This is a genomic window from Nocardioides sp. GCM10030259 (genome assembly GCF_042666375.1).
Taxonomy (GTDB): Bacteria; Actinomycetota; Actinomycetes; order Propionibacteriales; family Nocardioidaceae; genus Nocardioides.
In genome coordinates, this window is record NZ_JBHTDF010000018.1 from 253,822 (window position 1) to 269,351 (window position 15,530).

At 72.7% G+C, this 15,530-nt stretch carries 12 protein-coding genes; 4 read left to right on the forward strand and 8 right to left on the reverse strand.

Going from position 1 to position 15,530, the window contains the following annotated elements:
• Positions 1-49 precede the first annotated feature (49 nt).
• A complete protein-coding gene (locus ACFQQI_RS14345; protein WP_378564427.1) occupies positions 50-1,015 on the reverse strand; it encodes a zinc-binding dehydrogenase in 966 nt (321 codons plus the stop codon).
• 33 nt (positions 1,016-1,048) lie between these two features.
• Complete coding sequence (locus ACFQQI_RS14350) at positions 1,049-2,596, reverse strand: PucR family transcriptional regulator (RefSeq protein ID WP_378564430.1); 1,548 nt, start codon at positions 2,594-2,596, stop codon at positions 1,049-1,051.
• Between the two features lie 150 nt (positions 2,597-2,746).
• Between ACFQQI_RS14350 and ACFQQI_RS14355 the strand changes: the two genes are divergently transcribed.
• Entirely contained in the window at positions 2,747-3,214 is a 468-nt protein-coding gene (locus ACFQQI_RS14355; RefSeq protein WP_378564433.1) for a nucleoside deaminase, read from the forward strand.
• Positions 3,211-4,524, forward strand: coding sequence for a cytosine permease (gene codB / locus ACFQQI_RS14360; RefSeq protein ID WP_378564436.1), 1,314 nt, complete (start codon positions 3,211-3,213; stop codon positions 4,522-4,524). Before ACFQQI_RS14355 ends, codB begins: the two co-directional genes overlap by 4 nt.
• Here codB and ACFQQI_RS14365 read toward each other — a convergent pair.
• Entirely contained in the window at positions 4,518-5,510 is a 993-nt protein-coding gene (locus tag ACFQQI_RS14365) for a DUF2332 domain-containing protein (protein WP_378564439.1), read from the reverse strand. The two genes, codB and ACFQQI_RS14365, sit on opposite strands and share 7 nt — an antisense overlap.
• Positions 5,511-5,520: 10 nt before the next feature.
• Positions 5,521-6,981 (reverse strand): NAD-dependent succinate-semialdehyde dehydrogenase, encoded by a 1,461-nt coding sequence (locus tag ACFQQI_RS14370; RefSeq protein ID WP_378564442.1) that lies wholly within the window; start codon positions 6,979-6,981, stop codon positions 5,521-5,523.
• Between the two features lie 380 nt (positions 6,982-7,361).
• Between ACFQQI_RS14370 and ACFQQI_RS14375 the strand changes: the two genes are divergently transcribed.
• Complete coding sequence (locus tag ACFQQI_RS14375) at positions 7,362-9,458, forward strand: elongation factor G-like protein EF-G2 (protein ID WP_378564445.1); 2,097 nt, start codon at positions 7,362-7,364, stop codon at positions 9,456-9,458.
• Between the two features lie 120 nt (positions 9,459-9,578).
• Here ACFQQI_RS14375 and ACFQQI_RS14380 read toward each other — a convergent pair whose 3' ends face one another.
• Entirely contained in the window at positions 9,579-11,468 is a 1,890-nt protein-coding gene (locus ACFQQI_RS14380; protein WP_378564448.1) for a penicillin-binding transpeptidase domain-containing protein, read from the reverse strand.
• 75 nt (positions 11,469-11,543) lie between these two features.
• Positions 11,544-11,975: a MerR family transcriptional regulator gene (locus tag ACFQQI_RS14385; protein ID WP_378564451.1), complete on the reverse strand. Its 432-nt coding sequence runs from the start codon at positions 11,973-11,975 to the stop codon at positions 11,544-11,546.
• A gap of 28 nt (positions 11,976-12,003) precedes the next feature.
• Between ACFQQI_RS14385 and ACFQQI_RS14390 the strand changes: the two genes are divergently transcribed.
• A complete protein-coding gene (locus tag ACFQQI_RS14390; protein ID WP_378564454.1) occupies positions 12,004-12,858 on the forward strand; it encodes an NAD(P)/FAD-dependent oxidoreductase in 855 nt (284 codons plus the stop codon).
• Between the two features lie 8 nt (positions 12,859-12,866).
• On the opposite strand, the gene ACFQQI_RS14395 is transcribed toward ACFQQI_RS14390, so the two are convergent.
• Both ACFQQI_RS14395 and ACFQQI_RS14400 read right to left on the reverse strand, forming a co-directional pair.
• Positions 12,867-14,633, reverse strand: coding sequence for a DEAD/DEAH box helicase (locus tag ACFQQI_RS14395; protein ID WP_378564457.1), 1,767 nt, complete (start codon positions 14,631-14,633; stop codon positions 12,867-12,869).
• A 58-nt stretch (positions 14,634-14,691) separates the two neighbouring features.
• A complete protein-coding gene (locus ACFQQI_RS14400) occupies positions 14,692-15,519 on the reverse strand; it encodes an MOSC domain-containing protein (protein ID WP_378564460.1) in 828 nt (275 codons plus the stop codon).
• Positions 15,520-15,530: the final 11 nt, after the last annotated feature.

The following is a 15,530-nucleotide window of genomic DNA, read 5'->3' on the forward strand; positions in this document are numbered from 1 at the left end:
CCGACACGGGGATCAGTGTCGCTGTTGGGACCGGCAGTCCCCACCGATTTCATCGGGGCTCGAGCACGACCTTGCCGAGCGCTCGCCGTTCCTCGAGGTCGGTTTGGGCGCGGGCCGCCTCGGCGAGCGGGTACGTCGTCACCAGGGGCCGCCACTCCTTGGCCGCGACCCGGGCGAGCGCCCGGCGCGCGAGGCCGGGGATCCCGTCGGGCAGGCCGGTCATCCGCGGCCCGAGGCTCCAGCCGGCACTGATCGAGCGGCGCACGAGGTCGTCGGTGTCGAGGTGCGTCGGCTCGCCCGACGAGTAGCCGAACATCACCAGCCGGCCGCCCGGACGCAGCAACTCGAGCGACGCGCGACCCACCGCGCCGCCCACGCCGTCGTAGACGAGCGTGACGCCGTCGGGGATCTCGCGCTCCCACCCGGCGGTGCCGTAGTCGATGACCCGCTCGGGCTCGAGCTCGGCCAGCCGGCCGGTGTGCTCGGGGCCTCGTGCCGCGGCGACCACCCTGGCCCCGCGGGCCTGCGCGTCCTGGACCAGCAGCCAACCGAGGCCACCGGCAGCCGACGGCACGAGCACGACATCGTCGGGTCCGGCCGGCTCGAGCTCGACGATGCCCTGCGCGGTCCGCCCGGTGCCGACCGCGGCGACCGCGTCGGGGAAGGAGAGGTGGTCCGGCACCGGGATCACCAGGTCGGGCGCGGCGACCGCCTGCTCGGCGTACCCGCCCGGCACGGGTCCGAGGTGCGCCACGATCCGGCGGCCGAGCCAGGATCGGTCGACCTCGTCGCCGACGGCATCGACCGTGCCGGCGACCTCGCGGCCCGGGATCGTCGGGAGGTCGGGCGGCGGCAGCGGCCCCGGCTCGCCCCGCCGGATGGTGGTGTCGAGCAGGTGGACGCCGCTCGCGGCCACCGCGATCCGCACCTGGCCCGGCGCGGGCGTGAGGTCGGGCAGCTCCTCGAGGACGAGGTTGTCGGGTGGGCCGAACTGGTGGAGGCGGATCGCGTGCATGCGCCCATTCCACAAGTTCAAGTGAACTTCAAGTCAAGGCGCAACCGGCCGTCGGTCGAACGCCGCCTGGAGGTCGAGGCCGGTGCGCATCCGCCAGGCCATGAGTGCGACGGAGAGGCACCCGACCTGCGCCGAGTCGGCGAGCGTCACCCCGAGCAGTCGCTCGATCCTGGACAGCCGGGCGTAGAGCGACTGGCGCCGGATCCCCAGTGCAGCCGCGGTGGCCGCCTTGCTGGATCCGTGACTGATGAACGCGTCGAGCGTGCGCACCAGGTCGCCCGAGGTCTCCCGGTCGTGGTCGATGAGGGGGCCGAGCTGCTCCGCGACGAAGGCCGCCAGCGCCGTCGGCGACCCCGCCGCCAGCAACCGCTGCACGCCCACGTCGCGGGCCAGGAGGACACCGGTCCGGGTGCCGAACCGGCGAGCGATCTGCACCACCTCCCGGACCTGCGCGACGGCGGTCGCCACGTCCGCGAGCGACTCGACCGGCGCCGCGACCGCGAGCGTCCGGACCTGGTCGGCCAGGTCGCCCGCCCGGGCCAGGACGAGGTCGTGCACCTCGACGAAGGCCGCGCGCACCCGCGGCAGGTCGGCGCGTTGCCAGCCCTGCGCGAGCACGACCACCTGGCTCCCGGCCACGCCGACGACACACTGCCCGACCACCTCCTGCACGGCGTCGCGCAGCGGCGACAGCAGGTCCTGCACCGGCACCTTCGGGTCCACGTCGAGGGCCGCGACGAGGACGTGGTCGGTCACCATCCAGCCGACGCCCACCAGACGCTCGCGGAGGTCGGCCGCCGAGACGAGCGAGCCGGCGACCAGATCGGTGATCACGGCCTGGGCCAGCGACGGGCGTCGGCCCACCCCGGGGTGCCGACCGAGCTCGAGGGCCACCGCCGACGCGGCGCGCTGGGCGACGGCGGCGCGCCGCGCCGTGCTCCGACCGCGCAGCACCAGCCGCCCCGCCACGCCCGACTGCACGCGCACCTCCGCGGCCACGACGTCGGACTCCGACGACGGCACCGCGATCCGGCTCCGCTCGACCACCCGGTCATCGGCGTCGACGAGCTCGGCCGCGCAGCCGGCGAGGCGCGCGACGGCGTCGAGGAGCACCGCCATGCCCTGGCCGAGCATCACCGGCGTGAGGAGCTCCTGCCAGATGGCCTCGCCCGACCGTGCGGACCCGAGCTTGCGCCGGACGAGCAGGTCGTGGAAGTCCTCGACCATGCGCTCGAACGGCACGACCGAGTGGAAGACCAAGAAGGCGACGCCGCGGCGGCGTGCGGTGTCGACCAGCTCCTGGGGGATGTCGAAGAAGGACCGGCCGATCTCCATCGCGAGGGCGACGCACCCGGCATCCGCGAGCTGGTCGACGTACGCCACCAGCTGGTCGGCGGTGCGGCCGTGCAGGCCGAGGCCGGACGTGAGCAGGACCTCGCCGCCGGCCAGCAGCCCGCCCATCTCGTAGACCTCGGAGGAGTGCACCCAGCGGACCACCGCGGAGAGGTCACCGGTCAGCACCTCGACCGAGGCGGACCGGAAGGACGGCATGGCGAGCACGTCCCGGAGAGTCGGCATCATCCCGGCATCATGCCCGCGATGGGGGACGATCTGTCCACCAACTCGTCGCCCTGGCCTGACGGAACGTCCCTTGTCGCGGACGCCACCGCCTCGTCATCGTGTCGGCGTACACCGCCACGCTGTGACGCCACTCATACCCGGGAGGTCCCCGTGACCGCACCAGATCTCGACGACAAGCACTTCCTCGGACTCGCCATCGAGCAGGCCCGGATCGGGTGGGAGGAGGGCGGCGTGCCCATCGGCGCCGCGCTGGTGACCCGGGAGGGCGAGCTCCTGGCCGTCGGACGCAACCGGAGGGTGCAGCTCGGGAGCGCGATCCGGCACGGCGAGACCGACTGCATCGAGAACGCCGGCCGGCTGACGGCGTCGACGTACCGCAACAGCGTGCTGTACACGACGCTCTCGCCGTGCTTCATGTGCGCCGGCACGTCGGTGCTCTACGACATCCCGCGGATCGTGGTCGGCGAGAACCGGACCTACGAGGCGTCCGAGAGCTGGCTGCGCAGTCGCGGGGTGGTGGTCGACGTGCTCGACGACGCGACGTGCAAGGAGCTGATGGACCGCATGCTCGCCGAACGACCCGCCCTGTGGGCCGAGGACATCGGGGAGGAGGCGTGACGGCGCGCGCGGGCCAGGCGGTCCAGCCGGACGTCGACCCGACGACCGAGCCGATCGACCCCGACTACCCCGTCACGCCGGTCCCCCAGCACGCGCGCAAGTCGTTCGCGTCGCTGGCGGTGGTGCTGCTCGGGTTCACGGTCTTCACACCGACGATGCTGGCCGGCGCCCAGCTGGGGCCGGCGTTCGGCTTCAGCGAGCTGCTCCTCGTGATCCTCGCCGGGTCGGCGATCCTCGGCTGCTACGTCGCGCTGATGGGGTACGTCGGGGCGAAGACCGGCCTGACGACCGTGGTGATGGCCCGCTACAGCTTCGGCAACCGCGGCTCGAAGCTGGCCTCGATCCTGCTGGGCGGCACGCAGATCGGGTGGTACGGCGTCGTCGTCGGCACCATCGGGGACCTGACCGCCGAGGCAGGCGGATGGGACTCGTACGGCGCCAAGGCGGCGATCATGGTCGCCACCAGCGTCCTCATGTGCGCAACGGCCTGCTACGGCTACCGCGGGATGTACTGGGTCTCGCTGGTGTCCACCCCGCTCATCCTCATCCTGGCGGCCTGGGTCGTGGTCCGGTCCCTCGACGAGGTCGGCGGTCTCGACGGCCTGTTCGGCGTCGAGCCCTCGACCACGATGGCGCTCTCGGTCGCCATCACGACCGTGGTCGGCACGTTCGTGTCGGCCGGCACGCAGGCCCCCAACTGGACCCGCTTCGGCCGCACCGGCTCGCAGGCGGTCTGGGCCTGCCTCATCGGGTTCCTCATCGGCAACGGACTGATGATCCTCTTCGGTGCGATCGGCGCGATCACGTTCGGCGAGGGCGACTTCGTGCTGGTCCTCTACAACCTCGGCCTGGTCGGCTGGGGCGTCTTCCTCCTCTTCGGCAACCTGTGGAAGTCCAACGCCGACACGGCCTACGCCTTCGGCGTCGCCGGCGCGGAGCTCTTCGAGAAGCCGACCAAGACCCCGTTCGTCATCGGCGGCTCCGTGATCGGCACCGTCCTGGCGCTGACCGGGGTCCAGAACCACCTCATCGACTACCTCGGCCTGCTCGGCACCTTCATCCCGCCGCTCGGCGGCGTGATCATCGCCGACTTCTTCCTCCGGTGGCGCCGCGGCATCCCGACCGACGCGATCCCGCCGGCGCTCGACTGGCGCAACATCGCGACGTACGCCGTCGCCGGTGGGCTGGCGTACTGGTCGAAGGAGGCCGAGGTCGGCATCCCGCCGCTGATCGGCATCGTGGTCGCGGTCGTGGTGGCGGTGGCCCTGGATCGGACCCGCCCGCGCGTCACTGGGTCACTGAGTCACTGACCTGACGCGAGCCACCGCATCCAGCGACCGTGCCCGTGGGTCCGGGCGACGGCCCGGCCGTCGACGCCCAGCACGAAGCCACGGGCGCCGGCGGGCCTCGCCGGGCCGGTCGCGGACACGTCCGGCAGCACCCGCGACGACTCGTTGCTGACCCAGCGGCACCGACCTTCGGCCACCAGACCCGCCATCATCGCCGCGAAGCGGGCGCGGTCCTCGTCGGTCAGGTAGGCGATCACGGCACTGTGGAACACCACGACGGTGCCGTACGCCGACGCCGCGTCGACCAGTGCGGGGAGCTCGGTCAGCAGGTCGCCGCGCACCAGGCGGGGCGGGTCGGCCCGCGCCACCTCGATGGCTCGCGTGAGCTGCTCGCGGCGCGCGTCGTCCTCCGGCCACACCAGGTTGGTCAGCCAGGCCATCTGGTCGTCGTCGGTGACGTCGAGCGGGTTGAGGTCGACCCCGGTGCGGTGGGCCACCTCGGGCAGCGTCGTCGGCAGCGGCGCCGGGCCCTTCACCCGGCAGGTCAGCTCCGGGCGGTCGCCGGCGCCGAGCCGCACCACACCCGCGTCGGTCGTCCACGCGTAGTCGTAGCGGTCCGGGTAGAGGCAGAGTCCCGCGCTCGGCCCGACCTCGAGGAGAGCGACCGGTCCGTCGACCCCGAGGAGGTCGAACGCCGGCAGCAGCGTGGCCAGCCGGCCCACCTCGTTGGTCTGGGTCGCCCGCCCGAGGATCGTCGCCTCGATGGCTCCGTCGTCGGCGAGCAGGGCCCGGCGCAGCCCGGCGTACGGTCCGGGCGCCGGCACGCCGTGCCAGCGCGCCGCGGCGAAGACGAGGTTGGGCTGCCGCTTCGGCACCGGCAGGCGCTCCAGCCACGCCAGCACCTCGGGGTCGCCGGCGACGCCCTTCGACCACGCCTCGAAGCAGGGCGAGTCATCGGCCGCGTCGGCCGCGAAGTCGACGTACTGCTGCCGGGTCTCTCCGTGCACCTCCACCGCGTCAGCCGGCCGGAAGCGCGACGTACGTCGTCTCGAGGTATTCCTCGATGCCCTCGAAGCCGCCCTCGCGCCCGAAGCCGCTGGCCTTCACGCCGCCGAACGGCGCGGCGGGGTTGGAGATCAGGCCGGTGTTGAAGCCGACCATGCCGAACTCCAGCGACTCCGCGACCCGGATGGTGCGGGCGAGGTCGCGGGTGTAGACGTACGACGCGAGGCCGTACTCGGTGTCGTTGGCCTGGCGGATCGCCTCGTCCTCGTCCTCGAACGTCGTGATCGGGGCGACCGGCCCGAAGATCTCCTGGACGTTGATCTCGGAGTCGGCCGGCACGTCGAGCAGCACCGTGGGCGAGAAGAAGTAGCCGGGGCTGTCGGGGGCGGAGCCTCCCACGAGCACCTTCGCGCCGTCGTGGACGGCGTCGGTGACGAGCTGCGACACGCTCTCGACGGCCTTCTCGTCGATGAGCGGCCCGACGTCGACGCCGTCGTCCTGGCCGCGGCCGACGGTGAGGCCGCCCATCCGCTTGCCGAGCTTCTCCCCGAACTCCTGCGCCACCGACGCGTGCACGAGGAACCGGTTGGCGGCCGTGCAGGCCTCGCCCATGTTGCGCATCTTGGCGACCATCGCCCCGTCGACCGCGGCGTCGACATCGGCGTCCTCGAAGACGATGAACGGCGCGTTGCCGCCGAGCTCCATGCTGAGCCGCTGGAGCTGCTCGGCCGACTGGCGCACCAGCACCCTGCCCACGCCGGTCGAGCCGGTGAAGCTCACCTTGCGCAGCCGGTCGTCGGCCTGGAGGGTCTCGCTGAACTCGCCGGTGTGCTTGGTGGTGACGACGTTGAGCACGCCGCCGGGGAGGCCGGCCTCGGCCAGCACGCCCGCGAGGGCGAGCATCGTGAGCGGCGTCTGGCTCGCGGGCTTGACCACCATCGTGCAGCCCGCGGCGATCGCCGGACCGATCTTGCGGGTGCCCATCGCGAGCGGGAAGTTCCACGGCGTGATGAAGAGGCACGGCCCGACCGGCTTCTTGATGGTCAGCAGCCGGCTGCCACCGGCCGGCGCCTGCATCCAGCGGCCGTGGATGCGCACGGCCTCCTCGGCGTACCAGCGGAAGAACTCGGCGCCGTACGCCACCTCGCCCCGCGCCTCGGCGACCGTCTTGCCCATCTCGAGGCTCATCAGGTGGGCGAACTGGTCGGCGCGGTCGGTGATCAGCCCGAACGCCGTGCGCAGGATCTCCCCGCGCTCGCGCGGTGGGGTCCGCGCCCACGCCGCCTGGGCGGCGACGGCCGCGTCGAGGGCGTCGACCGCGTCGGCGATGGAGCCGTCCGCCACGTCGGTGAGGACGGAGCCGTCCGCCGGGTCGATCACGTCGAGCCGCGCGTCGCCCTCCGCCTCGCGCCACTCACCACCGATGTAGAGGCCCCGCATCCCGGGGCCGAGCAGGTCGAGTCCATCCGTCATGGGGTCAGCCTCGCACTCGATGTCCTTGCCGCAAATCACTGCGCCCCCACCAGAGGTGTGACAGTCTTGGAGCGTCGACTCGGAGGGAGCACCTTGTGTCGGCACGAGCCCCTTGCTGACCCCATGCAGCGAGGGGCTCCTCCTTGGAATGGCCCGATCGGCGCACCCCCACGCGCCGGATCGCCAGAGCCACAGGAACGGGGCCCCGGTGTGCACGCCGGGGCCCCGTGTCACCTGTCGACCGGTCGACGAGGGCACGTCTTGGAATCGGTGGCCGACAGCCCCTTGTGCCCGCGCCCGTTCAGGAGTTCTCTCGGAGCAGGGGTCGGCGGGCGACCCCGTCCACGGAACGGCAGCAGGGACGGCAGGAGGTGTCGGCCATGGCCGACAAGAGCAACCGGAGAGCGTCGGGCCAAGATCTGGGGGCGGGCAGCCCGGACCGGGTCAGGAACGTGGTGCTGGTGGGCCCGGCGGGGTCCGGCAAGACCACCTTGGCCGAGACACTGCTCGCCGCCTCGGGCGCGATCCCCCGCGCCGGCACTGTGCGCGACGGCACCACCGTCTGCGACCACGAGGAGTCCGAGCACGTCCACGGCCGGACCATCTCGCTGGCGGTCGCGCCGCTCGTCCACGAGGGCACCAAGGTCAACCTCGTCGACACCCCCGGGTACGCCGACTTCGTCGGCGAGCTCCGCGCCGGGCTGCGCGCCGCCGACTGCGCGCTGTTCGTGATCGCGGCGAACGAGGCCGTCGACGACGGCACCCGGTCGCTGTGGCGCGAGTGCGCGAGCATCGGCATGCCGCGCGCCGTCGTGATCACCAAGCTCGACCAGGCCCGCGCCGACTACGAGGGCCTGCTGATGCAGGCGCAGGACGCCTTCGGCGACCGGGTGATGCCGCTGTTCGTGCCCGTCCGCGACGGCGAGGACGTCGTGTCGCTGACCGGGCTGCTCGCCCCGAGCGAGGAGGCCGAGGCGACCGGGCTGCGCGGCGACCTGATCGAGGCGGTCATCGAGGAGTCCGAGGACGAGACGCTCATGGACCGTTACGTCGGCGGCGAGGAGATCGACGAGAAGGTGCTCGTCGAGGACCTCGAGCGAGCGGTGGCGCGGGCGACGTTCTACCCCGTCGTACCCGTCTGCTCGATGACCGGCGTCGGCTGCGACGAGCTGCTCGACCTCGCGGTCCGCGGCTTCCCGTCGCCGGCCGAGCACCCCTCCCCCGACGTCTTCCTGCCCTCGGGTGCGGCGGCGGACCCGATCGAGTGCGACCCCGCCGGGCCGCTCGTCGCCGAGGTCGTGAAGACGACCAGCGACCCGTACGTCGGCCGGCTCAGCCTCGTGCGCGTCTTCTCCGGCACGCTGGTCGCCGACCAGTCGGTGCACGTGTCCGGCCACTTCGCGTCCTTCTTCGGGGAGTCCACCGGCCACCCCGACCACGACGAGGACGAGAAGATCGGCGCGCTCGCGCACGCCTTCGGCAAGGCCCAGGCGCCGGCCGAGACCGTGGTGGCCGGCGACATCTGCGCGATCGGCCGACTCTCGCGGGCCGAGACCGGCGACACGCTCTCGTCGGTCGACGAGCCGCGCGTGCTCAGGCCCTGGTCGATGCCCGAGCCGCTGCTGCCGGTCGCCATCGTGGCCAGCAGCAAGGCCGACGAGGACAAGCTCTCGCAGGCACTCTCCCGGATCGCCGCCGAGGACCCGTCGATCCGGGTCGAGAACAACGCCGAGACCCACCAGCTGGTGCTGTGGTGCATGGGCGAGTCCCACGCCGAGGTCACCCTGGAGCGGCTCACGGAGCGGTACGGCGTGCACGTCGACCAGGAGCCGTTCGTGGTCTCCCTGCGCGAGACCTTCGCCGGCCGCGCCTCGGCCACCGGGCGGCACGTCAAGCAGTCCGGCGGGCACGGCCAGTACGCCGTCTGCCACATCGACGTCGAGCCGCTGCCCGAGGGCAGCGGCTTCGAGTTCGTCGACAAGGTCGTCGGCGGCGCGGTGCCGCGGCAGTTCATCCCCAGCGTCGAGAAGGGCGTGCGCGCCCAGATGGAGAAGGGCGTGCGCCTCGGCCACCCCGTCGTCGACGTGCGGGTGACGCTCACCGACGGCAAGGCGCACAGCGTCGACTCCTCCGACATGGCCTTCCAGACCGCCGGCGCGCTCGCGCTGCGCGAGGCCGCCGCGACCACCACCGTGACGATGCTCGAGCCCTACGACACCGTGTCGGTCGTCGTACCCGACGACCTGGTCGGGCCGGTGATGAGCGACCTCTCCGCCCGCCGCGGCCGGCTGCTCGGCACCGGCAAGGTCGGCGACGACCGCACCTCCGTGCAGGCCGACGTACCCCAGCTCGAGCTGGTGCGGTACGCCGTCGACCTGCGCGCGTCGACCCACGGCGCCGGCGTCTTCACGCGCAGCTTCGCCCACTTCGAGCCGATGCCCGAGGAGGTCGCGCGCACCGTCACCGCGCGGGAGTGAGGGCACCGTCGGCGCGGTGCCTCTGGGCTGGCGACTCGGCGGTGGGGTATCCACCTTCTTGCGGCCCGAAAGGGTGGCTGAGCCACCGCCACCCGCACCCGGCCAGGAACCGCGGCCCCGCTAACGCGACCGCAGGAACTGCTCCAGGACCGGCCCGGCGGTGCCGGATCCCGACTGGCCCTCGTCGACGTAGACCGCCACGGCGATGTCGTCCTGGGCGGCCACCATCCAGGCGTGCAGGAGCACCTTGCCGTCGCGCTCGAACTCGGCGGTGCCGGTCTTCGCGATCACCGGGCCGCCGGGCACGTCGGCCAGGGCGCTGCCGCTGCCGGAGGTGACGACGCCGCGGAGCATCTGCTGCAGCGCGGTCACCTCCTGCCCGCTCAGGGGCGCCGCCTCGCCCGGGACCGACACGTCGACCGACTTCACCAGTCGCGGCACCACGGTCTCGCCGGCCTGGATCGACGCCATCACGGTCGCCATCGCCATCGGGGAGGCCAGGATGCCGCCCTGGCCGATCATGTCCGCGGCGGCCTCGGTCTCCGACTGGGGCGTCGGCACCTGGCCGAAGTACGCCGGGAAGCCGAGGTCGTGGTCGATCCCGAGCCCGAGCGACGCAGCGGCGCCGGCGAGGTCGCCGTCGGAGAGCTTCTCGGCGTTCGCGATGAACGCCGTGTTGCAGGAGTTCGCGACCGCGGTGCTCAGCGGGATGTCGCCGAGCGCGCTGCTCGGGTAGTCGTCGTAGTTCTCGAACGGCTTGCCGTCGACGACGACCTCCCGCGTGCACGGGACCACGGTCTGCGGGGTCAGCCCAGCCCGCAGCAGCGCCAGGCTGCTCACGGTCTTGAACGTCGAGCCCGGGGCCGCCTGGCCGTACGTCGCGAAGTTGTAGCCGTTCGTGCCCGGCCCGTTGGCCGCGGCGAGGATGTGCCCGTCGGACGGCCGGATCGCCACGAGGGCGCTCGCGGGGCCGACGCCCGCCAGCGCGGCCTCGGCGGCCTGCTGGAGCTCGAGGTCCAGGGTGATCTCGAGCGGCCGGCCCGGCTGGGCCTCGACGCGGTAGAGCTCGCGCTCCTGGCCGTCGGACGCCACGGCGTTCACGACGACCCCGTCGGTGCCCCGCAGCTGGTCGTCGTAGCGGGCCTGCAGCCCGGACAGGCCGGCCTGGTCGCCGATCTGGTAGCGGTCCGGGTCCTCCTCGATCATCTCCGCGGTGACCTCGCCGACCGTGCCGAGGATCGGCAGCGCGAACTCGCGGCTGGGGCCGAGCGGGAGGTCGTCGGCGATGGCGACCGCGCCCGGGATGGCGGAGTAGCCCTGGGCGACGTCGACGGGCACGTCGTCCTTGCGGATCACGATCGCCTCGACGTACGCCTTGTCGCCGGCCGCCTCGACCCGCTTGGCGTACGCCGCGGCGTCGATGCCCACGAGCTGCGCCAGCTGTCGCGCCGAGGCCCCGGCGCGCGCCTTCGGCACCTGCGACCGGTCGATCCCGAACCGCGTCACGGACCGGTCGGTCACGATCGTGTCGCCCTTGTTGCCGAGGATCAGCCCCCGGTCGCCCGTGATCGTCGTGAGGTCGAGGACGGATCCCGACTGCAGCGACGGCTCGACGAGGTCGCGGTCCCACGCGACCTGCCACTCGTCGTCGACGAGGTTCATCTCGGCCTCGGTCGTGTAGCTCCACTCCTCGCCGCCGACCGGCCACGTCCAGGCGAAGGACGCGGTCGCGGCCTCGCCCTCCTCGCCCTCCTCGCCCTCCTGCACGTCGCCGGCGGAGACCACCGGCGTCAGGTCGCCCATGCCGTCGACCACCTCGGCGTACTCGTCCGCCACACCTGCGGCGTCGCGGTCGGCGGGGAGGCCGACGCCCGCGAAGTCGCCCGAGACGAACGCCTCGGCGAGCGCGCCGGCGGCCTCCTCCGGATCGGGTCCCGAGTCCTCGTCGCCGCTGCAGGCGACGAGGGAGCCGGTCAGGGTGAGAGCGACGATCGGGAGCAGGAGACGCACGACGTCGGTTCTACCAGCAGGGTCACACGAGCAGCCCTGCGACAAGCGGGAGACGGCCTGAGGACCATGTCTCGATCAGCTGCGGAAGAGCGGAATCCCTCGCCCTGCGACGAGGTCCTCGACGGCCGCCTTGAAGTGCGGGCACGTCGCGATGTCGTGGGCGCGGCAGCGCAGCGCGTGCTCGGTCATCTCCCGCGAGCGCGCCATCTCGGCCATCCGGCGGTCGAGGTCGGCGATGTGGCCCTCGAGCACCCGGTGGCGGTCGGCCGCACCGGCGTCGAGCATCACGCCGATCTGCTCGAGGCTCATGCCGGCCGCCTTGCTGCGCAGGATCACCGCGATCCGCACGAGGTCGTCCTCGTCATAGCGCCGACGACCCGCGCCGTCCCGGTCCGGCGTCAGCAGGCCGACGTCCTCCCAGTGCCGCAGCACGTGGGTCTCCAGGCCGAACCTCGCCGCCATCTCCCCGATCGACCAGAGCTCCCGGCCACGCTCACTTGACTTCATGTCAACATGAAGTCAGATCCTCGTGCACATGGCAATCTCTGACTTCCAGTACGACGCCGTCGTCATCGGCGGCGGCCCCGCGGGCCTCCAGGCCACCCTCACGCTCGCCCGGGTGCACCGGCGCGTCCTGATGCTCGACTCCGGCAGCTACCGCAACGACCCTGCCCGACACATGCACAACGTCGTCACCCACGACGGCACCCCGCCGGCCGAGTTCCGCGCCGCGGCGCAGAAGGACATCTCGGCGTACGACACCGCCACGATCCGCAGCGAGGCCGCGACCCGGGTCGCTGCCATAGCTGCGGACAGCGGCGACGGCTTCGTGGTGTCGCTCGGCGACGAGGCGATCACCACGCGCGGCGTCGTGCTCGCAACCGGACTCCGCGACACCCTGCCCGACAAGCCCGGGCTCGCCGAGCTCTTCGGCGACGTCGTCGCGCACTGCCCGTTCTGCCACGGCCACGAGTTCGCCGGCAAGTCGGTCGCCGTCGTCGGCGACGCGGCGCACCTCCTCGGCATCATGGCCCCGGTCGCGTCCTCCGTGACGCTGGTGCCGGAGGAGGACGTCGCGCGCTTCGAGCGCACCGCCGACGGCGCCCGGATCGTCCGCACCGACGGCACGAGCGAGGAGTACGGCGGCGTCTTCGTCTCGACCCGCTTCGAGCAGTCAGCGCCGTTCGCCGAGCAGCTCGGGCTGACCCTGCTGCCGTCGGGCTGCGTCGAGATCGACGCGATGGGCCGCACCAGCCTGCCGGGCGTGCACGCCGCCGGCGACATGGCCCACGTCGCCGCGCTGCCGATGCCGATGGCGTCCGTGCTCACCGCCGCCGCATCGGGTCAGGTCGCGGCCGGCGCGATGGTCGCGCACCTGATGGCAGGTTGAGTCGGGACTCAACGGTTCTTGTGACGCGGCTTCCGGTCGGGGCGGTCGCCACGGTCGGACCGGCGTTCGCGGGGCGGGCCGCCGGCGTCGCGGGAGAGCTCGATGAGCTTGCCGGAGATGCGGGTGCCGCGCAGCCGGTCCCAGGCGTCGCCGGGGAGGTCTGCTGGCAGCTCGACGAGCGAGTGGTCGCCGCGGATGTCGATGTGCCCGAAGTCCTCGCGGGACAGGCCGCCCTCGTTGGCGAGCGCGCCGACGATCTGGCGGGGCTCGACGCGGTGCCGCTTGCCGACGGCGATCCGGTACGTCGCCATCGGGGCGTCGGAGTGCCGGCGCGGCCGGCGCTCGCGCGGCCCGCGTCCCCGGTCGCCGCCACGGTCGTCGCGGGTCCGCGCGGGACGCTCCTCGCGCGGCGGGCGGAGGTCGTCGGTGTCGGGGTCGAGCAGCAGCGGCGTCTCGCCCTGGGCGACGACCGCCAGCGCGGCGGCGACGTCGGCCTCGGGCACGTCGTGCTCGCGCACGTAGTGGCCGATGATGTCGCGGAACCGCTCGATGCGGGTCGTCTGCGCGAGCGCCTCGGTGATGGCGTCGTCGAAGCGCGAGAGCCGCGTGACGTTGACGTCCTCGATCGTCGGCAGCTGCATCTGCGTCAGGGGCTGCCGGGTGGCCTTCTCGATGTGCTTGAGGAGGTAGCGCTCGCGCGGCGTCACGAACGAGATCGCGTCGCCGCTGCGGCCGGCCCGGCCCGTGCGCCCGATGCGGTGGACGTACGACTCGGTGTCGGTGGGGATGTCGTAGTTGACGACGTGGCTGATCCGCTCGACGTCGAGGCCGCGAGCGGCGACGTCGGTGGCGACCAGGATGTCGAGCTTGGCCGACTTGAGCTGGTTGACGGTCCGCTCGCGCTGCACCTGCGCGACGTCGCCGTTGATGGCCGCGGCGGAGAGGCCCCGGGCCCGCAGCTTCTCGGCGAGCGTCTCGGTCTCGTTCTTGGTGCGGACGAAGACGATCATGCCCTCGAAGTTCTCGACCTCGAGGATGCGCGTGAGGGCGTCGACCTTCTGCGGGTAGCTGACGATCAGGTAGCGCTGGGTGATGTTCGAGGCGGTCGCGGTCTTGTTCTTGACCGTGATCTCCTGCGGCTCGCGCAGGTAGTTCTTGGAGATCCGGCGGATCTGCGCGGGCATGGTGGCCGAGAAGAGCGCGACGTTCTTGTCTTCGGGGGTGTCGGCGAGGATCGTCTCGACGTCCTCGGCGAAGCCCATGTTGAGCATCTCGTCGGCCTCGTCGAGCACGAGGAACCGCAGCTCCGACAGGTCGAGCGTGCCCTTGTCGAGGTGGTCCATGATCCGGCCGGGCGTGCCGACGACGATGTGCACGCCGCGGCGCAGGGCGCTGAGCTGTACGCCGTACCCCTGGCCGCCGTAGACGGGGAGCACGTGGACGCCCTTCATGTGGGCGGCGTACTTCTCGAACGCCTCGCACACCTGCAGCGCCAGCTCACGGGTGGGCGCGAGCACCAGCGCCTGCGGGGTCTTCTGCGCGAGGTCGAGGCGCGACAGGATCGGCAGCGCGAACGCCGCGGTCTTGCCGGTGCCGGTCTGCGCGAGGCCGACGACGTCGCGGCCCTCGAGGAGCGGTGGGATCGTCGCGGCCTGGATCGGCGAGGGCGTCTCGTAGCCGACGTCGGACAGGCCCTTCAGGACGGGGGCGGCGAGTCCGAGGTCGGCGAACGTCACCTCGGGGGTCAGCGTGTCGTCGGTTGTCTCGTTGCTCACCCGTCAACGGTAGTGGCTGCGGCGAGCGCCGACACCTTCGCGGTCGCGGTGGGCTGCGTCACCGACCGGCCGATTGCGCCGCCTCCGGCAGCACCTCGTCGCCGACGGCGAGCTCGCCCTGCCCGTCGACGACCAGGTGTACGGCGAACCAGGTCTTGCCGTCCCACTTCCGGTGCTGCGACAGCGTCCGGATCGGCTCCTTCGCCCGCGTCAGCGTCGTCGCGTCGATGGTCGTCATCACGCATCGGTCGATCGGCCCGACCGCCCGCAGCGTGGCGGACCCGATCCGCAGCTGCGACCAGGAGTCCTCGGCGAACGCCTCCAGCGGGCCCTCGACGACCAGGTTCGGCCGGAACCTGCCGACCGGCAGGTCCGCGCCCATCCACGAGCCCAGCTGCTCCATGGAGGCGGTGGTGACGAGGCTGACCGGGGACTGGTCCTGGAAGACGGCGGTGTCGGTGGGCCGGAACGGCTCGCGCCGGAGCTGCCGGCGCCGCGGGTCGTCGCACCACACCAGCCGGAGCCCGTCGTGGCCGAGTGCCTGCCGGAGCCAGCGGTCCGCGTCGCCGTCGGCCGCCCGGCCGCGCCAGGTCGGCAGCCCGGCCACCTCGACCCCCGCACCGTCGATGGGTCGCTCCACGTCGATGGTCCCGGCGCCCGGGGCGCTCAGCCGCAGGTGGGTCCCGGCGGGCCCGCCCGTCTCGGGCGTGTCCGCGACGATCCGGAAGAGGTCGGGCAGCTCGCGGGCGGTGACCAGCGTGCCGTCGCCGGCCACGACGATCCACTCCCGGTCGCCGCGCAGGCCCGACTCCCCGACGTACGCCGACGGCACCGCCCGGATCGCGGTGCTCTTGACCGGATGCAGGTTGACCGCGGCGAGACGCACGCCCATTGCCT